We start from the raw sequence: 17,867 nt of genomic DNA, 5'->3' as shown, positions 1-17,867 counted from the left end.
AGTTCCCTTCATGAGACCGCTTCGATGCTGGACGCGCCTTGAACGGCCGCGCGCGCCAGATGCACCGCGGACACCGATTCGCGGCTGCGGTCGAGTGGAATGTTGTAGGTGACACGGGCTCCGTAGGCACCCGGCGCCTGGGGGTCCACGCGGACCTTGTCGAAAACCAGCACGCGGCTTCCCAACGTGAAGCCCTCTTTGAGGTCATGCGTAACCATGAAAATGGTCAGCTTCGCTTCGCGCCACAGGTCCGAGAGCAGCGTGTGCATGTCCTTGCGGATACCGGGGTCGAGTGCGCCAAACGGCTCGTCGAGCAGCAGGACGCGCGGCTTCATCATCAGGGCCTGTGCGATGGCGAGGCGTTGCTGCATACCGCCGGAGAGTTGCTGCGGGTACTTGTTCAAGGCCGCACCGAGCCCCACCCGCTCGAGCATGGCGGCCGCCTCGTCTCGCGCGGCGCGCCGCTGCGCCCCGAAGAGTCTGCCCGTGAGCTTCGCTTTCGGAAGCTCCAGTCCCAGCATCACGTTGCGCAATACGCTCAGGTGCTCGAACACCGAGTAGCGTTGAAACACCACGCCACGATGGGCATCCGGCTCGCCCGGCAGCGGTTGACCGTCCAGCAGGATCTCGCCGCGCGTCACTTGCTCCTGACCCAGCAGCAGCCGCAAAAACGTCGACTTTCCGCAGCCGGACGCGCCGACCATCGAACAGAACTCGCCCTCCTGGATCGTCAGATTCAAACGTTCCAGAACCACCTGGTCGCCGTACTCTTTCCATACATTACGGACTTCGATCATCGCCCACCTCCGCCGTACCAGGGGAAGGACCACTGCGTGATGCGGCGAAGCAGTTCATCGGTGAGCCACGCGAGCAGCGTGATCCAGGCGACGTACGGCAGAATCAGATCCATGGAGAGGTAGCGGCGCACGAGGAAGATGCGATAGCCCAGGCCGTCCGTCGATGCGATCGCTTCGGCGGCGATGAGAAAGAGCCATGCAGCTCCGAGCGAAAGCCGCATCGCCACCAGCAGGCGCGGCAGGAGTTGGGGCAAAACCAGACGCAGAATCACCGTCCAGCTCGTGGCCCCCAACGTCTGCGCCTTGACCCACAGCTCGGCGGGTATCTCGCGGGCACGGGCATGCAGGTCCCGAATGATCATCGGCGTGATGCCGAAAACGATGAGCACGACCTTCGATAGCTCATCGAGCCCGAAGACGATGAAAAGAATCGGCAGCACGGCCAGTGGAGGCACCATCGAGACGACGGTGATGAATGGCGAGAGCGTTGCGCTGACGAGCGGAAACGAGCCGGTCGCGATAGCGGCCACCAGCGCGATTACCGCGCTCACGACGAGACCGATACCCAGTCGTCGCAAGCTCGACAGCGTGTCGTCCCACAACAGATATTCCCCCGTGCGCTTGTCTTCGGTGAATGCGACCAATCTCACGGCATCGCTCATTTGCGCCGCGCTCGGAAGCAGCTTGTCGTCGGGATTGAGCTTGAGCCGCTGCGCAGATCCCGTGAAATACACGGCAAACAGCACGACGAACGGCAGCAGGAGCAGCATCATGCTGCCGATCCGGCTCGGATGTCGATTGATGAGTCGCATGGTGACCGCCTGGTTGTGGCTTCGAAATCAGTCTCAGAGCTTGCCCGCGGCCGCCATCTCGACGTAGCTCGGGTCGAAACGCAGCTTGACGTTGTTCTTGTCGCCGACGATCACATTCTTGTCGAATGCCATGCCCACGGAATCCGCGCTCTTTGCATCCTGGCCGAGCAGACCGTGGTCAAAGGAGAACTTCGCGACGCGCGTCATGATCTTCGGCATGTCCGGGCTCGTGACGAAAGCGACTGCCGCCTGAGGTGTGTAAAAGAGCGCGGTGGTCGACAGCTGCCCCTTGAAGTTCGCAAGGTCGGTACCGGAGGCCTTCGCCATCGACGTCAGCGCGCTGGTGCTCGCCGCCGAATTGCTGTGCATCAGCGCAACCATTTCGAACCATGCGCCCGTCAGCGCCTTGCCGAGCACCGGGTTCTCTTGCAGCGTCTTCGTGTTGACGACCATCATGTCCATGATTTCGCCGGGAATCTTGCTCGAATCGAAGACTTCGGTAACGTTCGGCTGCGCCTTCAGATCGGCGAGCATCGGGTTCCACGTCACCGCGTTGTGAACAGTCGGCGTCGCGAATGCGCCCGAGATATCGGCGTCGGATGTGTTCACGACCTTGAGATCGCGCTCGCTCATATGGGCGCTTTCCAAAGCGCGTGCGAGCAGGTAGTGAGAGACCGAGAACTGCACGAGATTGACCTGCTGGCCTTTCAGGTCGGCGATCTGCCTGCCCTTGCCCTTCATGAGCACGCCGTCGTTGCCGTTCGAGTAATCGCTCACGATCAGCGCAGTCGAATCGGCGCCGCCCGAAGCCGGGATGGTGAGCGCGTCCATGTTGGTCATTGCGCAGCCGTCGAACTTGCCAGCCGTGTACTGATTGATGGATTCGACGTAGTCGTTCAGCTGGACGACATCGATCTTGATGCCGTACTTCGTGGCCCACTTAGAGATGATGCCCTGGGTTTTTGCCTGGCCCCACGGCATCCAGCCGGCGTAGATGGTCCAGCAAACCTTGAAGTCGCTGCGGCCCGCAGCGAACACGGAACTTGAAGCGAAGGTGGCGAGGGAGACGGCGGCGATGCCAAGACAGCGAACGAGCTTGCGCATGAGGTTGACCTCGAAAGGGACGGTTAGCAACGGCAGGGAGCAGCGCAAACATCGCGTTCTCTCCCGGGCTTTTATCCCGCCGTGTAACCTCGCCTGAGGTCGCCAGCTCTCGGACCAGCACCTGCGAGAAGCAGGCCGGAACCCTAGCTGTCCATTTCCAGATTGTCTGAACCGGATGCTGCGCCGGCTCCTTGCCCACTCCTTAAAGCGAGAAGCGTGCCAATGAACCCAGGCACGGCTTTGTGGCGTGGAAGGCGTTTCTTCGCCCTGCGCCGGTAACAACGTGCACTAATATGCGTCGCGGCGCACCCGTTTCGGGCACTGCGACGGGCCATTCGTATCGCGGTTCGAACCCAAACCGCGCGAATTCTATGCGGCCGACGGCAGTACGGGCTTGCGCCACGGCCTTTCGTCGCCCGATGTGAAATTCCGTTTCGGGACTGGCGAAGCTCCCGGCCTTCGACCCGGTCACAGTGAACCTATGGCTTCAGCACGGCCCTGACGATTCCGCCGACGGCTTCTTTGGCACTGGCCGCCGCGTTTTCGTCGTATGCGATGGTTGTCCCGCGCTCAATACACGCATCGCTATAACTAAACGGTTGCTTCGTTGTGGCGTCGACGAGCAGTCCGTTTTCGACCTCGACCGTCCGGCAGTTTCGTGTGGTCTGTGCCTGCGATAGCTGCTGGGGTTGCCTGAGCGCTCGCGCGTCAAAGAAGTGACTGGCGCCGACGTACTCGGTCAACTGGACGTCATGCAGTTTCGTTCTCAGACGTTCCACATAGGCACGGCATGGCGCGACGGGATTGTAGTTGTCTGCAGTCCCCTGGAAAATACGCACTGGTTTGCCAACGACATCCTCGTCTTCGAGATACGTGGAGGTACAGTCGGGATAGAAAGCGACGAACGCCGCGAACTGGGTGCCGGGTTGGGCGTGCATCTTCTGGAACCGGTTCAGGCTTGCATAGAGCGCGTTTTGCCCTCCACGCGAGAAGCCCATGAGCATGATCCGGTTCGGGTCGATTCTCGGGTGCTTCGAAAGCGTCGCAATGGCGCGATAGGCATCCTCGGTCTGTGCCAGGCGGCCGAGTTGCGCTTGATCGTTGATCGTGTTGACGATACCTCGGCCGGAGAAGCTGTCGATTACGAAAGTCGCGACACCGAGCGATAGAAAATACTCCTCCCAGTCGGTGATGCTGCTGCCGATTCCGCCGGACGCATGCAGCAGGATGACGAGCGGAAGCCGGTCAGTACCGTTTCGGGGAAGCCGAAGTTCGCCAGCCACCGTAACAGGTTTGCCATCCTCGCGCCCGCTCAGAAATTCCTGGTCCGTGAGCGTCACGGACGGAATCGGGATGACCTCCATTCGCGTCACCTGCGCGCGTGAGGCGTTCGCGAGGCAGCTGCACACGCAGATCAATGCGATTCGGACGAGCAGAGTTTTGCTTGTTCTCGACATGACGCGCCTCTTCTTCAGTACTGGTTCGCGTGACTGACTTACGAAGTCCAGTATAGGCAGACGTAGTGCGAGAGCGGGAGATCAGTCAGGCAACGGCGGCAAGCCATCGAAGCGCGGGTCACGCCTGGCCTGCCAGCCTGCGATGGCTTCGGAGAGGTCCGCCGTATCGAATATGGCGCTCTGAAGCAGGGCCATGTGCTGCAGCGACTCCGCGGTTGCGTGGTCGCGGGCGAAGTTCATCGCCGTCTTGCTCCCCGCCACAGCCAGCGGCGATTTCGATGCGATGCTGCGGGCCAGCTCCATCGCATGGTGCTGGAGCGCATCGGCGTCGGGCAGCACGGCATTGACGAGCCCCACGGCGAGCGCCCGTTCGGCGCTCAAACGCTCGCTGGTGTACGCCATCTGGCGCGCGACGCCCGCAGGAATGAGTTTGGGCAGGCGTTGCAGCACGCCCAGATCGGCCACCATGCCGATCTGCGTTTCCTGCAGGCAGAAGAAGGCGTCCGCCGTGCACACGCGAATGTCGCAAGCAGCGGCAAGGTCGAGGCCGCCTCCGATGCACCCGCCCTGCACGGCGCAGATAACAGGGAAACGTGCCTTGTCGAGCACGTCGAAGCAGTCCATCAGATCTGCGAGAGCGCGCTGAAAACCGAGGCGTTTGCGTGGACTGCGGGTGTCGAAGTCGTTCGCTATGTTGGCGAACACCTCGAAATCCATTCCGGCCGAAAAGTGCTTGCCCGTCGAACTGATGACGAGCACGCGGACCTCGCCGCTCGCATCGAGTGCCTGCACGATTTCGCGCAGGCCCGTATAAAACGCAGGGTCCATCACATTGAGCCGGTCGGGACGGTTCAATTGAAGATGCGCGATGCCGGCTTCGTTACTGAGGCGAAAGTATTGATCGTTCATGGATGGCTCGCGGCTTTATACGCGGGGAGAACATGAGCCAGACGCGCGCCCATCTCGGCACCCAGTACCTGCAGTGCATTGAACGGCCGGATCATCACTTCGAACTCGACGATGAGGCCCGCCTCATCGAAGCGGATCATGTCGATGCCTTTGAGCTGCTTGTCCTGCACGGTCGCGCTGAACTCAAGCACGACGTTCAGCCCGTCGGCACTGCTGAACTGCCTATGATAGGTAAAGTCCCCGAAAATGGTGATCACCGTACGCAGCGCCATCAGCAAGGCGGGCGCGGGACCGTAGGGCTTGAACGCCATCGGCGAGCGAAAAACGGCCTCCGGATGCACGATGGACTCCAGCCGGCTGAGATCCTTGCTGTCCACGAGCTCATGCCAGATCGCGAGGGACCGCGCGACAGCGGGAGAAAGATTGAGTATGGCGTCAGTCATATCGGGTCCGTTTTCAGGTCCTGGGGAAAACGCAGCGCGCTCACAACGAAGCGGCAAGCGTGGTGCCCTCATGGATGGCCCGCTTGGCGTCGAGTTCGGCAGCCTCGGCAGCACCACCGATCACGTGCACCTTGCGGCCGGCGGCCAGCAACTGGTCCGCCAGCTCGCGCAGCGGCTCCTGTCCTGCGCAAACCACGACGTTCTCGACAGCGAGGATTTGCGGCACACCGTCGATGCTCACGTGCAGCCCATCGTCGTCGATGCGCTGATATTCCACCGAGGAGGACATGCCGACGCCGCGCGCCTTCAAGGCCGTCCGGTGAATCCATCCTGTCGTCTTGCCAAGGTTCTCGCCAACCTTCGAGCGCCTGCGTTGCAGCAGATGCACGCTGCGAGCCGCCGGACTCACGACCGCCCGACGCAATCCACCGCGTCCGGCATAGTTCGTATCGACGCCCCATTCGGCGAAGAATTTTTGCGGATCGAGACTCGCGGACTCGCCTTCATGCACGAGGTACTCGGCCACGTCGAAGCCGATTCCGCCAGCCCCCACAATGGCGACGTCAGATCCCACCGGCTTGCCGTCGCGCAGCACGTCCAGATACCCCAGCACCTTGGCATGGCTGGCGCCTTCGATGCGCAGCTCGCGCGGCAGAACGCCGGTTGCCACGACCACCTCATCGAAGCCCTCCTGCATCAGCGCTTCGGCGCTCGCACGCGTGCCGAGGCGAAGCTCGACGCCCGTCAATTCGATCTGGCGGCGGAAGTAGCGCAGCGTTTCATTGAACTCTTCCTTGCCCGGCACTTTTTTGGCGATATTGAACTGGCCGCCGATCTCGGTGCTGGCCTCGAAGAGCGTAACGGCATGACCGCGGCTGGCCGCGGTCACCGCGCAGGCGAGACCGGCCGGACCCGCACCCACGATCGCCACGCGCTTTGGCTGCGCGGCGGGCCGGATGACGATTTCCGTCTCGTGACAGGCGCGCGGATTGACGAGGCAGGACGTGACCTTGCCAGCAAATGTATGGTCGAGACAAGCCTGATTGCAGCCGATGCAGGTATTGATCTCGTCGGCGCGGCCCTCGCGAGCCTTGCGCACGAATTCGGCATCGGCGAGGAATGGGCGCGCCATCGACACCATGTCGCACGCGCCATCGGCGAGCAGCTGTTCGGCGAGCTCGGGCGTGTTGATGCGATTGGTGGCGACGAGCGGCACCGCGACCTTCCCCATTAGTTGCTGCGTGACCCAGGCCCAGGCGCCGCGCGGCACCTTGGTGGCGATGGTGGGAATGCGCGCCTCGTGCCAGCCGATGCCCGTATTGATGATGCTGGCGCCCGCCTGCTCGATAGCCTGTGCGAGCTGGATGACTTCCTCCAGCGTCGAGCCGCCCTCGACCAGATCGAGCATCGAAAGCCGGTAGATGATGATGAAATTGCGGCCGACGCGCTCGCGCACGCGGCGCACGATCTCCACCGCGAAACGTATGCGGTTCTCGTAACTGCCGCCCCAGCGGTCAGTGCGATGATTGGTACGCATCGCGATGAATTCGTTGATGAGGTAGCCCTCGGAGCCCATGATCTCCACGCCGTCGTAGCCGGCATGTTGCGCGAGGGCTGCGCAGCGGACGAAATCGTCGATGGTTTCTTCAACCTCGTCGTCACTCAGCGCGTGAGGGGTAAACGGATTGATGGGGGCTTGCAGCGCGCTGGGTGCGACCAGCATCGGCTGGTACGAGTAGCGGCCGAAATGCAGGATCTGCATCGCAATCTTGCCGCCTTCCGCGTGGACGGCGCGCGTAATCGTACGGTGCCGCTCGGCTTCCCCCTCTGTCGTCAACATCGCGCCGCCATGCATGGGGCGCGCGCGTTCGTTCGGCGCGATGCCGCCGGTCACGATCAAGCCAACTTCGCCACGCGCGCGCTCCGCATAGAACGCGGCCATACGTTCGAAGCCGTTCGGCGCTTCCTCCAGACCGACGTGCATGGAGCCCATCAGCACGCGGTTCTTCAAGGTCGTGAAGCCCAGGTCGAGTGGGCGCAGAAGATGGGGATAGTGATTGGTCATGTTTATGCAACTGGTTGTATGACGGCGAGGTCGATAATGCAACCAGTTGCATAGAGAATCAAGCGAATGCGAGGATTTCGAAAACCTCCTCTATAACGTCTCTTTGATCAGACGTGACTTGCGCGCTGCTAGCGCGCCGCGATCCCCTGGGCTCCGGGCGGTACGCCGGTCACCGAACCAATCGGTTCGAGCGTGCCGTCGGGCATCACGCGAAAGCCGCTTACGGCGCCGTTGCCTTCCCGCACATAGAGGAATTTGCTCCGACTGCTGAGCGCCATGTCGAGCGGAGCGCTGAGCGTACCAGCAGCGGCATTGAGCAGGTTGATCTTCCCGTCCGCGGCAATGCGCAGACTGCTGATCGTGCCGCTACCGGCATTGGCAGTAAAGGCGAAACGTCCGTCGCCGGTCGTGACAAGCCAGCAAGGAGCGGCCTGGCCCAGCGGGATCGCCGCGCTGATCGACTCGAGATGTTTGCCGTCTTCGACTTCGTATGAGGAAACGGAACCGGACCCGGCCTCGGAGACGATTGCATATCCGCGTGTCGTGATGGAAAAGCCGAACGGCGTAACGCCGTTCGAGGCATGAGGGGTCGATGTCGAGGCGTAGCCGGTAAAGCCGACAGAATACGTGTCAATGAGTTGCGTGCCCTTTTCGGTCACCAGCAATTCGTTGCCTTCCGGTGCGAACCTGACTTGCGCCGGCTGGGCGGCGGTTCCGCCGGCCAGCGGCCGTTGCGAGCCGGGTAACGCAACGAGGCGCTTGCCGAGTGCGTCGACAAAATAGCCGCTAATGTTCGGCGTGCCGCCGGCGTTGAGCACATACGCGATCGGCCCCTTGACCGTCACGCTGACGGGCATCTGACCGCCCGACGGCTTTCTGTCGAGCAGCGTCAGTTTGCTGCCATCGATTGCGAAAAGCGAAACATCATTGCTGCCGGCATTCACCGCAAGCAGAAAGCCCGAGTCCAACGTCAGCGCGCCCTGCGAGCCCAACGGATCGGCGCCCGTGCCCGCTCCTTTTCCGCCGGTTTGGTAGGTAGCCGCGTAGGTCAGTGTTCCGTTTGTGGCTCGAGCATAGACGAGAACCGAGTTTCCGGAAGGCTGATTCGACATGACGTAGACGGCCCCGGGCGGATCGGCCTCGGAAGCGGCTTGCGCAAAGCTGCTTGAAGCGAATCCCAGCGCTGCGGCGAACGCGATGGTCCGCAAAGGAAACGATGAAGCGAACGTGACAAATGACATGACGAACTCCTTGCCTGGTAGACACGACTTCGTTAGGGGAACTGCCACTGCACTGCGCACTCCTTCTGCCCTCATAGCGTCGTTCGACGATATACAAAGCACACCTTAGTAATGGCGATGGAAAGACCTGTTAGCACCATCCCCGGCGGCTCAAGGCGCACCGTTGGTCACTCGCGCCGCGCCGATGATCGCACCATCCGTCGACTGGATCAGGATTGCCGCCTGTTCACCGGCCGGCGAAGGAGGCTCGAGTTTCAACGGCGCGCCGGTCCATTCGCCGACGGCCTGTATCGAGCGAACGACGTTGGACTCCCTGAGCGTACGCCCCGTGTTTTCGCCTCGCCCGACGTCGGTGACATGCCCGGTGTCATAGCCAACCAGCAAGACCCGACCGTGGCCGGTGCCGCGTCCCACCATGACTGATAACGTCCCGCCGTGGCGCACACCACTCACATCCACCCCTGCTTCATCCGCTTTCTGCGCGATCGCGATCGCCGCCTCGGCTGCACGTCGATTCGAACCCACCAGTCCCTTCTGGCCGTCGATCACCATTTCGGGCGTGTAGGCGCTCTCACCAAAACGCGCGCTGTACTCGGCCTGGCGCTGCGTGGCGGCTTCCAGCGAGTAGGGGTCGCGCCAGCCCAGGCCGTCCCAGTACGTCACATGAAATGCGAGGGGAAGCACCTCCCGGCGCTCGCGAGATAGCTCAGAAAGGTAGGCATCCGCGGGCGGACACGAGGAGCACCCTTCCGAGGTGAACAGCTCGACCACGACCGGCCTGGCTGAGGCCACGACGGGCGCGACGAGAAAAAAGAACGCAATAGCAACGAGCCGAACGGACATGATCTGTCTCCAGAACGACAGGACTGCCTCTTAGTTCGCTCGGTTGCGCTTCCCGGTTACAGCTGGAAGGAATTTATTTCGTCGGGCCTCGCACGCCCTTACGGATTGCCCGTGTACGCAGCGCCTGGATCGAGATGGCGCGGAAGCGATGCAATGGCAGGCTTTGGCAGCGGCACGCTGTAGAGAAAGCCCTGCGCAATCTCGCATCCATGGGCATCGAGAAAGGCGGCCTGCTCTATGGTTTCGACGCCTTCTGCAACGACCCGCTGCCCGAGGCAACGTGCGATGGAAAGGATCGCTTTCACGAGTTCGGCATGGCGCCGATCCGTCGTGACTCGCTGCACGAACGTACGATCGATCTTGAGCGTATCAATCGGGAATCGGGTCAAATAGCTGAGTGCGGAATAGCCGGTGCCAAAATCATCGATCGCGATCGATAGACCCATGCTTTCAAATTCGAGAAGCGCGTTCAGAACCGAGTCGTCCTCTTCCAGCAGCAGACTTTCCGTAATCTCGAACTCCAGCCATTCCGGTCGACAACCGGTTTCATCGAGGACATCCTTGACCGTCAGTGCGAGGTCGCGCGACTGAAACTGTCGCGCGGAAAGATTGATCGACACCCTGTGGCGCGGGCCACGCCCGGTATTCCATTCGACGGCCGAGCAACAAGCCTCGCGAAGCACCCACCGCCCAAGATCGACGATAAGACCGGTTTCCTCCGCAAGCGGCACGAACTGATCCGGGCGAATGAAGCCTTCTCCGGGGCGATTCCATCTCAACAACGCTTCCGAGCCGATGACTTGCGCACCGCGAAGCGTCACCTGAGGCTGGTAATACAACTCGAACTCGCCCTGATCGACTGCGCGCCGCAGCTCGGATTCGAGCGAAAGACGTGCCGTGGCCTCGACGGTCAGGTCCTTTGTGTAAAAGCGAAAGCCGCGGCGCCCTGAGCGCTTCGCAAGGTACATCGCGGAGTCTGCGTATCTCAACAAATCTTTCGCGTCGGTGCTGTCGAGCGGATGCAGCGCGATTCCGACGCTGCACGAAATGAAGACTTCTCTGCCGTCGAGCAGGAAAGGTTCGTCGAGCCGCCGGATGATCCTCGCGGAAATTTCCTCGAGGATGCAGCGATCGGCAGTCTCCGGCAGCAGAACGGCGAACTCGTCACCACCAAAGCGGGCCACCGTGTCCCCCACACGCACGCAGGCAACCAGCCGACGCGCGGCCTCACGCAGCAACTCGTCACCGACCGCATGACCCATCGTGTCGTTGACACCCTTGAAGCGGTCCATGTCGATCATCATGACGGCCGTATAGTGGCCGTGCTTGCTGTTCGAGATTGCCTGACGCAATTGCTCGTTGAACAGGACGCGATTCGGCAGCGCCGTTAGCGCATCGAAATACGCCATCCGATGGATCTTTCCTCTGGAAGCGTGCAGTTCCGAGATATCCCGCCCTACGGCAAGGACAGTTTCCACCTTGCCGTCCGCACCCAGTTCCGCTGTCAAGCGGATCAGCTGGCACAGTTCCTTGTTTTCGTCAGGCCCCCAGACCAATTCGAATTCCCTGTCGCTTGCCGTGGCGAATACTTCCCTGAGCTGCTGCTCATAGAGGACGGACCCTGGCCCGCCTGGGTATTCAGCCGGTGTCCTGCCCAGCAGCGCTTGCGCTCCTCCAGTGGCGAGCGCTGCGAACGTTGGATTGACGTAGAGGCGTCGGCAATCCCGTCCGTAACGGGCGACCGTATCGGGCGAGTTTTCAACGAGGGTTCGAAACTCGCGTTCCCGGCGGGCCAGCTTTTCTTCGAAACGGCGCCGCTCACTCATGTCGCGTGCCACGCCGAGGACACCCGCCACCGTCCCCCCTGCACCGAACACCGGCAGACGCCGAGTTTCGAGCAAGGTCCGTTCGCGGGTCGACGGAGCGACCACCCAATCGTCGTTCACGCAAACATGCAGCGCATCGATTGCTGCCTTGTCGCGTTCCCGGAAGTAGTCCGCCAGCTCGGCATCGAAAATGTCGTAATCGGTTTTGCCGAGAATTTCAGCTTTCGGCCTGCCGACAAACTGCTCGAAGCTGTAATTGCAAAGCAGAAAGTTGCCGGCGGTGTCCTTCAGCCACACCAGATCCGGAATGGTATGGAGCACGGTCATCAACTGGGCGCGCGCGTCGGACAGTTCACGCGCCTTGTCTTCGAGGCGGCCGTTGAGTTGAAGGATCTTCTCGTATTGAGCCCGCTGCTCGGACTCCGCCCGCTTGCGTTCGGTGATGTCCAGAATCGCACCGATCAAGCCGGCCTGGTGGCCCTCATCGTCGTGGAAAACCGCCTTGCTGAATTCCACGTCGCGCACCGCTTTCGTGGCGTTCTGGACCTTGAATTCGTAGCGCTGGATGCCGCCTTTCGCGAACAGCTCCTCGTCCATGGCGAAATAGGTTTGCGCCAGCTCGTGCGGACTCGTCTCAAAGACGGTCTTGCCGATGAATCGCTCCTTGGGGACACCAAGAAATTCTTCGAACGCCCGATTGAGATGAAGGTACCGCCCTTCCCTGTCTTTCGAAAAGACAGGAATGGGCATCGTATCGAGCAACGATTCGAGAAACGACTCGCGTTCACGGAGCTTTGCCTCCGCACGTTTGCGCGCCGTGATGTTGAAATAGATCGCGAGTACCGCAGGAGCCGAGTCCGGTGTCGGATGGCTTACGAACTGCACGAGGTAATGCTCACCGTGCGTCTGCGGCAGGCCGGCGAATGGGAGTTCCAGCTCGCGCGCAACGCCGGTGATCGCGACTTCGCGAATGGTATCGAGGTACTGCTGCAATGCCTCGGACGAAAACACCCGGGCTTCGGCATTCGTCGCGCAGGCGCCTTCGGATGCAGCCCTCATCATCGCCACGGCTGCGCCATTCATGTAGCGCCGTTGGCCCTGCGCGTCGTAACGGATGACCGGCATAGGCAGGTTGCTGAGCGGCTCGCCGTACTCGCTTTCTGCGTCCATTCCAGGGTTTCTCATGCTGTCAAAGAGAATGTGTGCTCGTACAACGCCATCTACGCACGCGTTCCCGGAACCGGCAACTTCAACAACGCGCAACACGGCATGCCATCCATGCGGTAACGGCAGGATACGGAAATTCTGAAGGGCGTAAAAATGGGAGCCGATGAATTTCCGGCACGCGCATGACGGGCATTGCCCGCGAATTTATGCAACGCTTGCGTGTGTTATCGATCACGCCTCACTCTGGCATCGCGCTCGACGACATCGATATGTTATATAGGCGCAGTGCCTACTCTCGCCGAACCTGCATGCCGCTCTTCGATCTGCGCACGGTCATCCTGATGTCTTCGGTCATGCCGGGACTCATGGCAATCGCGCTGTTCTCGCTGGCCCGAAGCTTTCCTCAGAACATACGCGGCGTCCGTCATTGGGCATCGGGTGCGCTGGTGGTCAGCGTATCGGTACTCCTCCTCGCGTTTCGTGGCAGCGTGCCGGACTGGCTTTCGATTCTGGTTGCGAACTGCGGAATCGTTTTTGGCGCGGGGCTGGGACTCGTTGGCACCCAGCTCCTCTATGGGTGCCAGCCCAGCTGGCGCTTCGTCTCGTTGCTCGTTTCCGTTGCCGCGGCCGGCATGACCTGGCTGTGGTTGGTCCATCCATCGATTGCGGGCCGCATGATCGTGATCACCGGGGTGCTCGCGGTGCTCTACGGCACGCACGGCGTGGTGATGCTGCGCCTTGGCCGCCCCAGCCGCACGGCGCTTGCCGTTGGCGCACTGCTTCTTGCCGAATGCGCAGTCGCAGCCGCACGCTGCATCTCCATCGGTCTTGCTACGAAGGGCCTACCCGATCTCTTCCATCCTGAATGGATGCAGACGTTCTATCTCACCGTGGGCGCCGCGTTTTCCCTGCTCGTGACAGTGGGTCTTCTGCTGATTGCCATGGAGCGCTTACGTATCCAGCTCGAGCGGCAGTCTTACCGCGATCCGCTGACAGGTCTGCTGAACCGCCGCGCGCTCGCGCTCGCATTCGAAGAGGAACGTGAACTGGCGAAGCGCAACGGGGCCGTGCTCTCCATGCTCCTGATCGACCTCGACCACTTCAAGCGGGTCAACGACGAGCATGGGCACGATATGGGAGACAACGTCCTGATCGACTTCGCGGAACGCGCCAGTGCGGCAATACCGGCGTCAGCCTGTCTCGCGCGCTGGGGAGGCGAAGAGTTCGCCGTGTTGCTGCCTGCACTCTCCCTGCAACAGGCTCACGAACTGGCCGAAGTGGTCCGCACGCGAATCGCTGAGCCCGGCTTCACCGCGCCCGTCATTCGATACACATGCAGCATCGGCGTGGCCTGTCTCGCCGCTGCCGAAGCAACGATCCAGCAGCTGGCGCGCGATGCCGACACGGCGCTCTATCACGCCAAGCATCTCGGCCGTAACCGCGTCGAGATCTGCGACCGCGCATTTGCTGCCTGAAACCGACAGGCAGCGTGGTACGCGACGAAATCAGTTCTTCACCGGGAAATACCAGAGATTGCGGTCGGTATAGCCGAACTGCCTGATGATCGATCCCAGCGTTCCGTCGGCGCGAAGTTCGTCGAGCGTTCGCGACACCGCGTTATTCAGATCGATGTCGCCCTTGCGCAACGCGTAGCGCGCGTATCCATACTCCTGCGGCAGCGGCCTGTAATCAGCCACCATTTGCATTGCGGCAGCTGGATGCTGCTTCAGGAATTGCCCGATCTTGATGTCGTCTTCCATCGCAACGTCGATGCGCCCAGCGATCAGATCGGAGAACTCCGCCTCGCTGCTCGTGTAGAGCTTGAGCTCCTTGAGGTCCTTGCGTCCTTCGAGCAACTGGTGATTGAAGCTTCCGCGCACCGTGCCGACGGTATGCCCGGCAAAGTCGTCCCACCCATGAATCTTCGACGGATTGCCACGCTGCACCGCGATGCCCGATCCGTACCAGTATGCCGGGCTCGTGAATGCGACGACGCGCAGCCGCTGCTCGTTCTCGTGCAGGTTGTCGACGATGACGTCGGCGCGGCCGGCGAGCAGTGCCGGAATCATCGCGTCGAACGGCACGATGTCCCACGTGACCTTCGTGATCTTGAGCCGCTTCGTGATTTCGCGGAAGATGCGCACATCCGCGCCGTCGAACGTGTGTGTTTTCTCGTCGCGGAAGGTCGACGGCGGGTCGGCGGCGATCACGAGCGTGATGCCGTTCCTGATTGCGCGCGCATACGAGCCGTCTCCGCCTTCGAAGCGCACATCGCTGATTGCGCCGCTATCAGTCGCATGGGCGTTGGACAGCGACGTTGCAACGCCTATCAATATCGATGCAAAAACCTGCGTAGCCTTGCGCATGAAGCACCCCGAATGAGTTAGTTATCCACATGTGGCGAATCGATCGCGTCAATCGCGTTGCTGCCTCTCGCTCGAGGGCGCCGGTCATCGCGCACGCACTGCGGCGTTCGCCGGCCGCGTGGTGCCCATCTTGCGCTCGAGCCAATGCACGGCCAGGGCACTCGGCCAGGAAAACGCCAGGTAAAGCGCGCCGACCAGCGTGAATATCGTGACGTACTGGAAGTTCGTCGACGAGATGATCTGGCCGGTGAACATCAGCTCCTTGACCGTCACGATCGACACGAGCGAGGTGTCCTTGAAGAGCGAAATCGCATAGTTGCCGAGCGGCGGCACGACGATACGGATGGCCTGGGGAAGCACGATCAGGCGCATCGTCTGGCGGCCGGACATGCCGAGCGCCTTCGCGGCTTGCGTCTGGCTCTTCGGCACGGCTTCGATGCCCGCGCGATACACCTCGGCGAGATACGCTGAGTAGTTGATCGACAGCCCGATGACACCCGCCGTGAACGGAGCGAAGCGAATCCCGAACGAAGGCAGCACGAAGTAGATGTAGAACAGTTGCAGCAGCGCGGGCGTGCCGCGAATGACCTCGATATAGACCGACGCAATGGCTCTCGGCAGCCGTGCGCGGCTGATTCTGGCGATGGCGAGCAGCAGGCCGAACGGCAGGCTGAGCGCCAGGATGCTGAAGGTCAGCTCGATGCTCGTGAGCGCCCCTTTGAGCAGATCGGGCAGATAGCTGTTCGCGTCGTGCAGATCGAACAGATCGAAAAAGGTGGTCAGCATGAGGTCCTCGCCCCGTCGCGGGGGCACCGGTGATCCGCCAGGGAGATAGATGCGCGCTAGCTCGCCGCGCCGCGTTGCGGGACAATCTGGGCGCCGAGCATCCGGCTGATGCGCTCGGCATGAGCGCGCAGCGTGCGCCCCAGCGCGTGCAGGTCGTCGTCATCCAGCCCGTTCTTGAGCGTCGTCACGCTGATCGCAGCCACGCCTTCGCCGTCCCGGTTCGTGATTGCCGCGCCGACGCAAACCACGCCCAGATTGTCTTCTTCGTCATCGAATGCGTAGCCGCGCTCGGCGACGAGAATCAGATCCTTCATCAGCTCAGCGGGTGTCAGGCGGGTGTACTCGGTGCGGCGGGGCATGCCGGTATGCGCGAGCAGCTTGACGACGCGCGCCGGCGGCAATAACGCAAGCAGGGATTTGCCGAGCGCCGAGCAATGCGGGAGTTCGCGTTGTCCGAGCGCGGACGCGATCCGCACGATGCCGGGCGCCTCCACCCGGTTGATTGCGACGGCATAGCCGTTGTCGTCGAGCACCGCGAGCCGCGACGTGAGACCGGTCGTGTCGGTCAGCTCGCGCAGAACCGGCATCGCAAGCTGGGAGATGCCGACGTCTGCCGCCGCCCGGTCGCCGAGGTGCACGAGCGCAAAGCCGAGCCGATAGCGCCGTGAGCCGCCAAGGCGTACATCGGTGACGTAATGACGGGCGAGCAAGGTCTGCAATAACTCGAACGCCGTGCTCTTCGACACGCCGATTGCCATCGCAATTTCGGCAACGGTAAGCCCCTCGTTATCGCTGGCCCCCAGTGTCTCCAGGACATCGAGCGCCCGGCTGACGCTGCGAAGCGCGTTGCGCTCGCCAATGGTTTGGTCCGTTTGTGTCATTTGTATTTCGTCTTTTATCCGCTAGCGGGCGGTCGAGCGTTTCAGCCAGCTTAGCGCTGCCAATATTGACAGTCATCAAGGTGGAAACTACCATAAATAATGCGCCGAACGACGTTCGGCCTGGCCGAACAAAATATCTATTCGGCATACAGGACGCCTGATTCGTGGCGTGCCTCACCCAGGTAAATGACAACAGGAGGCCGTAGGGCCGGTGACGCGCTCGGGGCATGTATGCGCGGCGCCATATTCCGACGGCAAATAAAGATGGGAACAGTGTCAGAAAGGGGTTTGGACGGTGGCGGCCAACCGAGAAAGTCGGGTACCTGGTCGTCGCAAGCCGCTCACAGCGATATCCTCCACATCAAATCCGTGATTCAGCGATTGTCTGCAGAGGACCTGAACGAGTCGCGTTTGCCGCCGGCTTATTGGCGAAAGCGCTTGCAGGAAATCATGCAAAGCCATCAATTGTCGAAAAGCCAGTTCGACGAAATCGACCGGCTACTCGCGACATTGAAGGAGTAATGGCACACGGCATCGGCGATGGCTCACAGAGCCGTCTTGCCAACGACTAGCAGGCAAAAAGCGAATTCGCGGCGCGCACCGATTTACGGTCAACGGCCTGCAAGCGCCACTGCCAAGCTGTTTCTCTGCACGCGCTGTTGTCCGGCCAGCTCGCATCGCCATGGCCCGAGTGAACTTCCTGCCGTTCGTTCAGGCTCAGACCGCGCATGATGCAAAGGGGTGCATCGGTTTGCGGAGCGCATAAGACCGTCTCGTCGCCGCCGGCGCGGACGTCGCCCCACGAAGGCAGGTCGACGCCTTCATGTGACTCGCGCGACCAGCGTTTCTGGTCGAGATCGATCCACACAAGGGCGAATTCGTGATTGACTGCCGGGTCAGAACCATTGATCAGGATGGTCAGTCGCATGGACACTCCGTGCAGTGCGGCTAGTGAGTGGGATCGCGGCTCGAATCGCAAGTTGTCAGTCTAGGAGTTCCGCGATGGAACGCAAGCGGATTTTCCATATATTGGGAAAACTCCGTGGTGCGGATACGCACATAACGCAAAGGCCAGGCCGGGACCCGAAGACGTCGGCGCAGCTGCGGTTCGCCCAGGGGTCGGAATCAGTTCTCCGCATCCCGGAGTCCGATCTGGTCTATGCTCACGAA

At 61.5% G+C, this 17,867-nt stretch carries 15 protein-coding genes and 1 riboswitch; of the genes, 1 reads left to right on the top strand and 14 read right to left on the bottom strand.

What is annotated here, in order from left to right:
* Positions 1-8: 8 nt before the first annotated feature.
* From AB3X99_RS16565 to AB3X99_RS16520, 10 genes are all read right to left on the bottom strand, one after another.
* Complete coding sequence (locus tag AB3X99_RS16565; RefSeq protein WP_368603135.1) at positions 9-797, bottom strand: ABC transporter ATP-binding protein; 789 nt, start codon at positions 795-797, stop codon at positions 9-11.
* The gene (locus AB3X99_RS16560; protein ID WP_069262094.1) at positions 794-1,609 is read right to left on the bottom strand and encodes an ABC transporter permease; all 816 of its coding nucleotides are present in this window, start codon (positions 1,607-1,609) and stop codon (positions 794-796) included. Before AB3X99_RS16560 ends, AB3X99_RS16565 begins: the two co-directional genes overlap by 4 nt.
* Positions 1,610-1,642: 33 nt before the next feature.
* On the bottom strand, positions 1,643-2,713 hold the full coding sequence (locus tag AB3X99_RS16555) for a putative urea ABC transporter substrate-binding protein (protein WP_368617537.1): 1,071 nt from the start codon (positions 2,711-2,713) through the stop codon (positions 1,643-1,645).
* A 58-nt stretch (positions 2,714-2,771) separates the two neighbouring features.
* Positions 2,772-2,871, bottom strand: a riboswitch (guanidine-I (ykkC/yxkD leader).
* A 321-nt stretch (positions 2,872-3,192) separates the two neighbouring features.
* Positions 3,193-4,077: a dienelactone hydrolase family protein gene (locus AB3X99_RS16550; RefSeq protein ID WP_368617536.1), complete on the bottom strand. Its 885-nt coding sequence runs from the start codon at positions 4,075-4,077 to the stop codon at positions 3,193-3,195.
* Positions 4,078-4,251: 174 nt separating this feature from the next.
* Positions 4,252-5,079 carry an enoyl-CoA hydratase-related protein gene (locus AB3X99_RS16545; protein WP_368617535.1) on the bottom strand — a complete coding sequence of 276 codons (828 nt, stop codon included), beginning with the start codon at positions 5,077-5,079 and terminating at the stop codon, positions 4,252-4,254.
* Positions 5,076-5,522, bottom strand: coding sequence for a nuclear transport factor 2 family protein (locus AB3X99_RS16540; protein WP_368617534.1), 447 nt, complete (start codon positions 5,520-5,522; stop codon positions 5,076-5,078). Before AB3X99_RS16540 ends, AB3X99_RS16545 begins: the two co-directional genes overlap by 4 nt.
* Before the next feature lie 40 nt (positions 5,523-5,562).
* Positions 5,563-7,587, bottom strand: coding sequence for an FAD-dependent oxidoreductase (locus tag AB3X99_RS16535; RefSeq protein WP_368617533.1), 2,025 nt, complete (start codon positions 7,585-7,587; stop codon positions 5,563-5,565).
* Between the two features lie 128 nt (positions 7,588-7,715).
* Entirely contained in the window at positions 7,716-8,828 is a 1,113-nt protein-coding gene (locus tag AB3X99_RS16530) for a beta-propeller fold lactonase family protein (protein ID WP_069262100.1), read from the bottom strand.
* Between the two features lie 150 nt (positions 8,829-8,978).
* Positions 8,979-9,671, bottom strand: coding sequence for a DUF1223 domain-containing protein (locus AB3X99_RS16525; RefSeq protein ID WP_368617532.1), 693 nt, complete (start codon positions 9,669-9,671; stop codon positions 8,979-8,981).
* 98 nt (positions 9,672-9,769) lie between these two features.
* Complete coding sequence (locus AB3X99_RS16520; protein ID WP_368617531.1) at positions 9,770-12,667, bottom strand: EAL domain-containing protein; 2,898 nt, start codon at positions 12,665-12,667, stop codon at positions 9,770-9,772.
* Between the two features lie 305 nt (positions 12,668-12,972).
* Here AB3X99_RS16520 and AB3X99_RS16515 point away from each other — a divergent pair, with 305 nt between their 5' ends.
* Complete coding sequence (locus AB3X99_RS16515) at positions 12,973-14,139, top strand: GGDEF domain-containing protein (protein ID WP_368617530.1); 1,167 nt, start codon at positions 12,973-12,975, stop codon at positions 14,137-14,139.
* 30 nt (positions 14,140-14,169) lie between these two features.
* On the opposite strand, the gene AB3X99_RS16510 is transcribed toward AB3X99_RS16515, so the two are convergent.
* The 4 genes from AB3X99_RS16510 to AB3X99_RS16495 form a co-directional block, all read right to left on the bottom strand.
* Entirely contained in the window at positions 14,170-15,030 is an 861-nt protein-coding gene (locus tag AB3X99_RS16510) for a substrate-binding periplasmic protein (RefSeq protein ID WP_368617529.1), read from the bottom strand.
* Between the two features lie 84 nt (positions 15,031-15,114).
* Positions 15,115-15,816, bottom strand: coding sequence for an ectoine/hydroxyectoine ABC transporter permease subunit EhuD (gene ehuD / locus AB3X99_RS16505; RefSeq protein WP_342948138.1), 702 nt, complete (start codon positions 15,814-15,816; stop codon positions 15,115-15,117).
* Between the two features lie 56 nt (positions 15,817-15,872).
* Positions 15,873-16,697 (bottom strand): IclR family transcriptional regulator, encoded by an 825-nt coding sequence (locus AB3X99_RS16500; RefSeq protein ID WP_083245058.1) that lies wholly within the window; start codon positions 16,695-16,697, stop codon positions 15,873-15,875.
* A gap of 568 nt (positions 16,698-17,265) precedes the next feature.
* On the bottom strand, positions 17,266-17,625 hold the full coding sequence (locus AB3X99_RS16495; RefSeq protein WP_368617528.1) for a DUF3564 family protein: 360 nt from the start codon (positions 17,623-17,625) through the stop codon (positions 17,266-17,268).
* Between the last annotated feature and the right edge of the window lie 242 nt (positions 17,626-17,867).

This window comes from Paraburkholderia sp. BR10882 (assembly GCF_040948855.1).
GTDB lineage: Bacteria > Pseudomonadota > Gammaproteobacteria > Burkholderiales > Burkholderiaceae > Paraburkholderia > Paraburkholderia nodosa_A.
This window is presented reverse-complemented; position numbering and strand designations above follow the sequence as displayed.

What these genes read in the sequence shown, in the direction of transcription:
- AB3X99_RS16540 (WP_368617534.1), bottom strand. Translation starts at nt 5,522, where the DNA reads ATGACTGACGCCATACTCAATCTTTCTCCCGCTGTCGCGCGGTCCCTC.
- ehuD (WP_342948138.1), bottom strand. Translation starts at nt 15,816, where the DNA reads ATGCTGACCACCTTTTTCGATCTGTTCGATCTGCACGACGCGAACAGC.
- AB3X99_RS16565 (WP_368603135.1), bottom strand. Translation starts at nt 797, where the DNA reads ATGATCGAAGTCCGTAATGTATGGAAAGAGTACGGCGACCAGGTGGTT.
- AB3X99_RS16560 (WP_069262094.1), bottom strand. Translation starts at nt 1,609, where the DNA reads ATGCGACTCATCAATCGACATCCGAGCCGGATCGGCAGCATGATGCTG.
- AB3X99_RS16520 (WP_368617531.1), bottom strand. Translation starts at nt 12,667, where the DNA reads ATGGACGCAGAAAGCGAGTACGGCGAGCCGCTCAGCAACCTGCCTATG.
- AB3X99_RS16500 (WP_083245058.1), bottom strand. Translation starts at nt 16,697, where the DNA reads ATGACACAAACGGACCAAACCATTGGCGAGCGCAACGCGCTTCGCAGC.
- AB3X99_RS16530 (WP_069262100.1), bottom strand. Translation starts at nt 8,828, where the DNA reads ATGTCATTTGTCACGTTCGCTTCATCGTTTCCTTTGCGGACCATCGCG.
- AB3X99_RS16510 (WP_368617529.1), bottom strand. Translation starts at nt 15,030, where the DNA reads ATGCGCAAGGCTACGCAGGTTTTTGCATCGATATTGATAGGCGTTGCA.
- AB3X99_RS16525 (WP_368617532.1), bottom strand. Translation starts at nt 9,671, where the DNA reads ATGTCCGTTCGGCTCGTTGCTATTGCGTTCTTTTTTCTCGTCGCGCCC.
- AB3X99_RS16555 (WP_368617537.1), bottom strand. Translation starts at nt 2,713, where the DNA reads ATGCGCAAGCTCGTTCGCTGTCTTGGCATCGCCGCCGTCTCCCTCGCC.
- AB3X99_RS16550 (WP_368617536.1), bottom strand. Translation starts at nt 4,077, where the DNA reads ATGGAGGTCATCCCGATTCCGTCCGTGACGCTCACGGACCAGGAATTT.
- AB3X99_RS16515 (WP_368617530.1), top strand. Translation starts at nt 12,973, where the DNA reads ATGCCGCTCTTCGATCTGCGCACGGTCATCCTGATGTCTTCGGTCATG.
- AB3X99_RS16495 (WP_368617528.1), bottom strand. Translation starts at nt 17,625, where the DNA reads ATGCGACTGACCATCCTGATCAATGGTTCTGACCCGGCAGTCAATCAC.
- AB3X99_RS16535 (WP_368617533.1), bottom strand. Translation starts at nt 7,587, where the DNA reads ATGACCAATCACTATCCCCATCTTCTGCGCCCACTCGACCTGGGCTTC.
- AB3X99_RS16545 (WP_368617535.1), bottom strand. Translation starts at nt 5,079, where the DNA reads ATGAACGATCAATACTTTCGCCTCAGTAACGAAGCCGGCATCGCGCAT.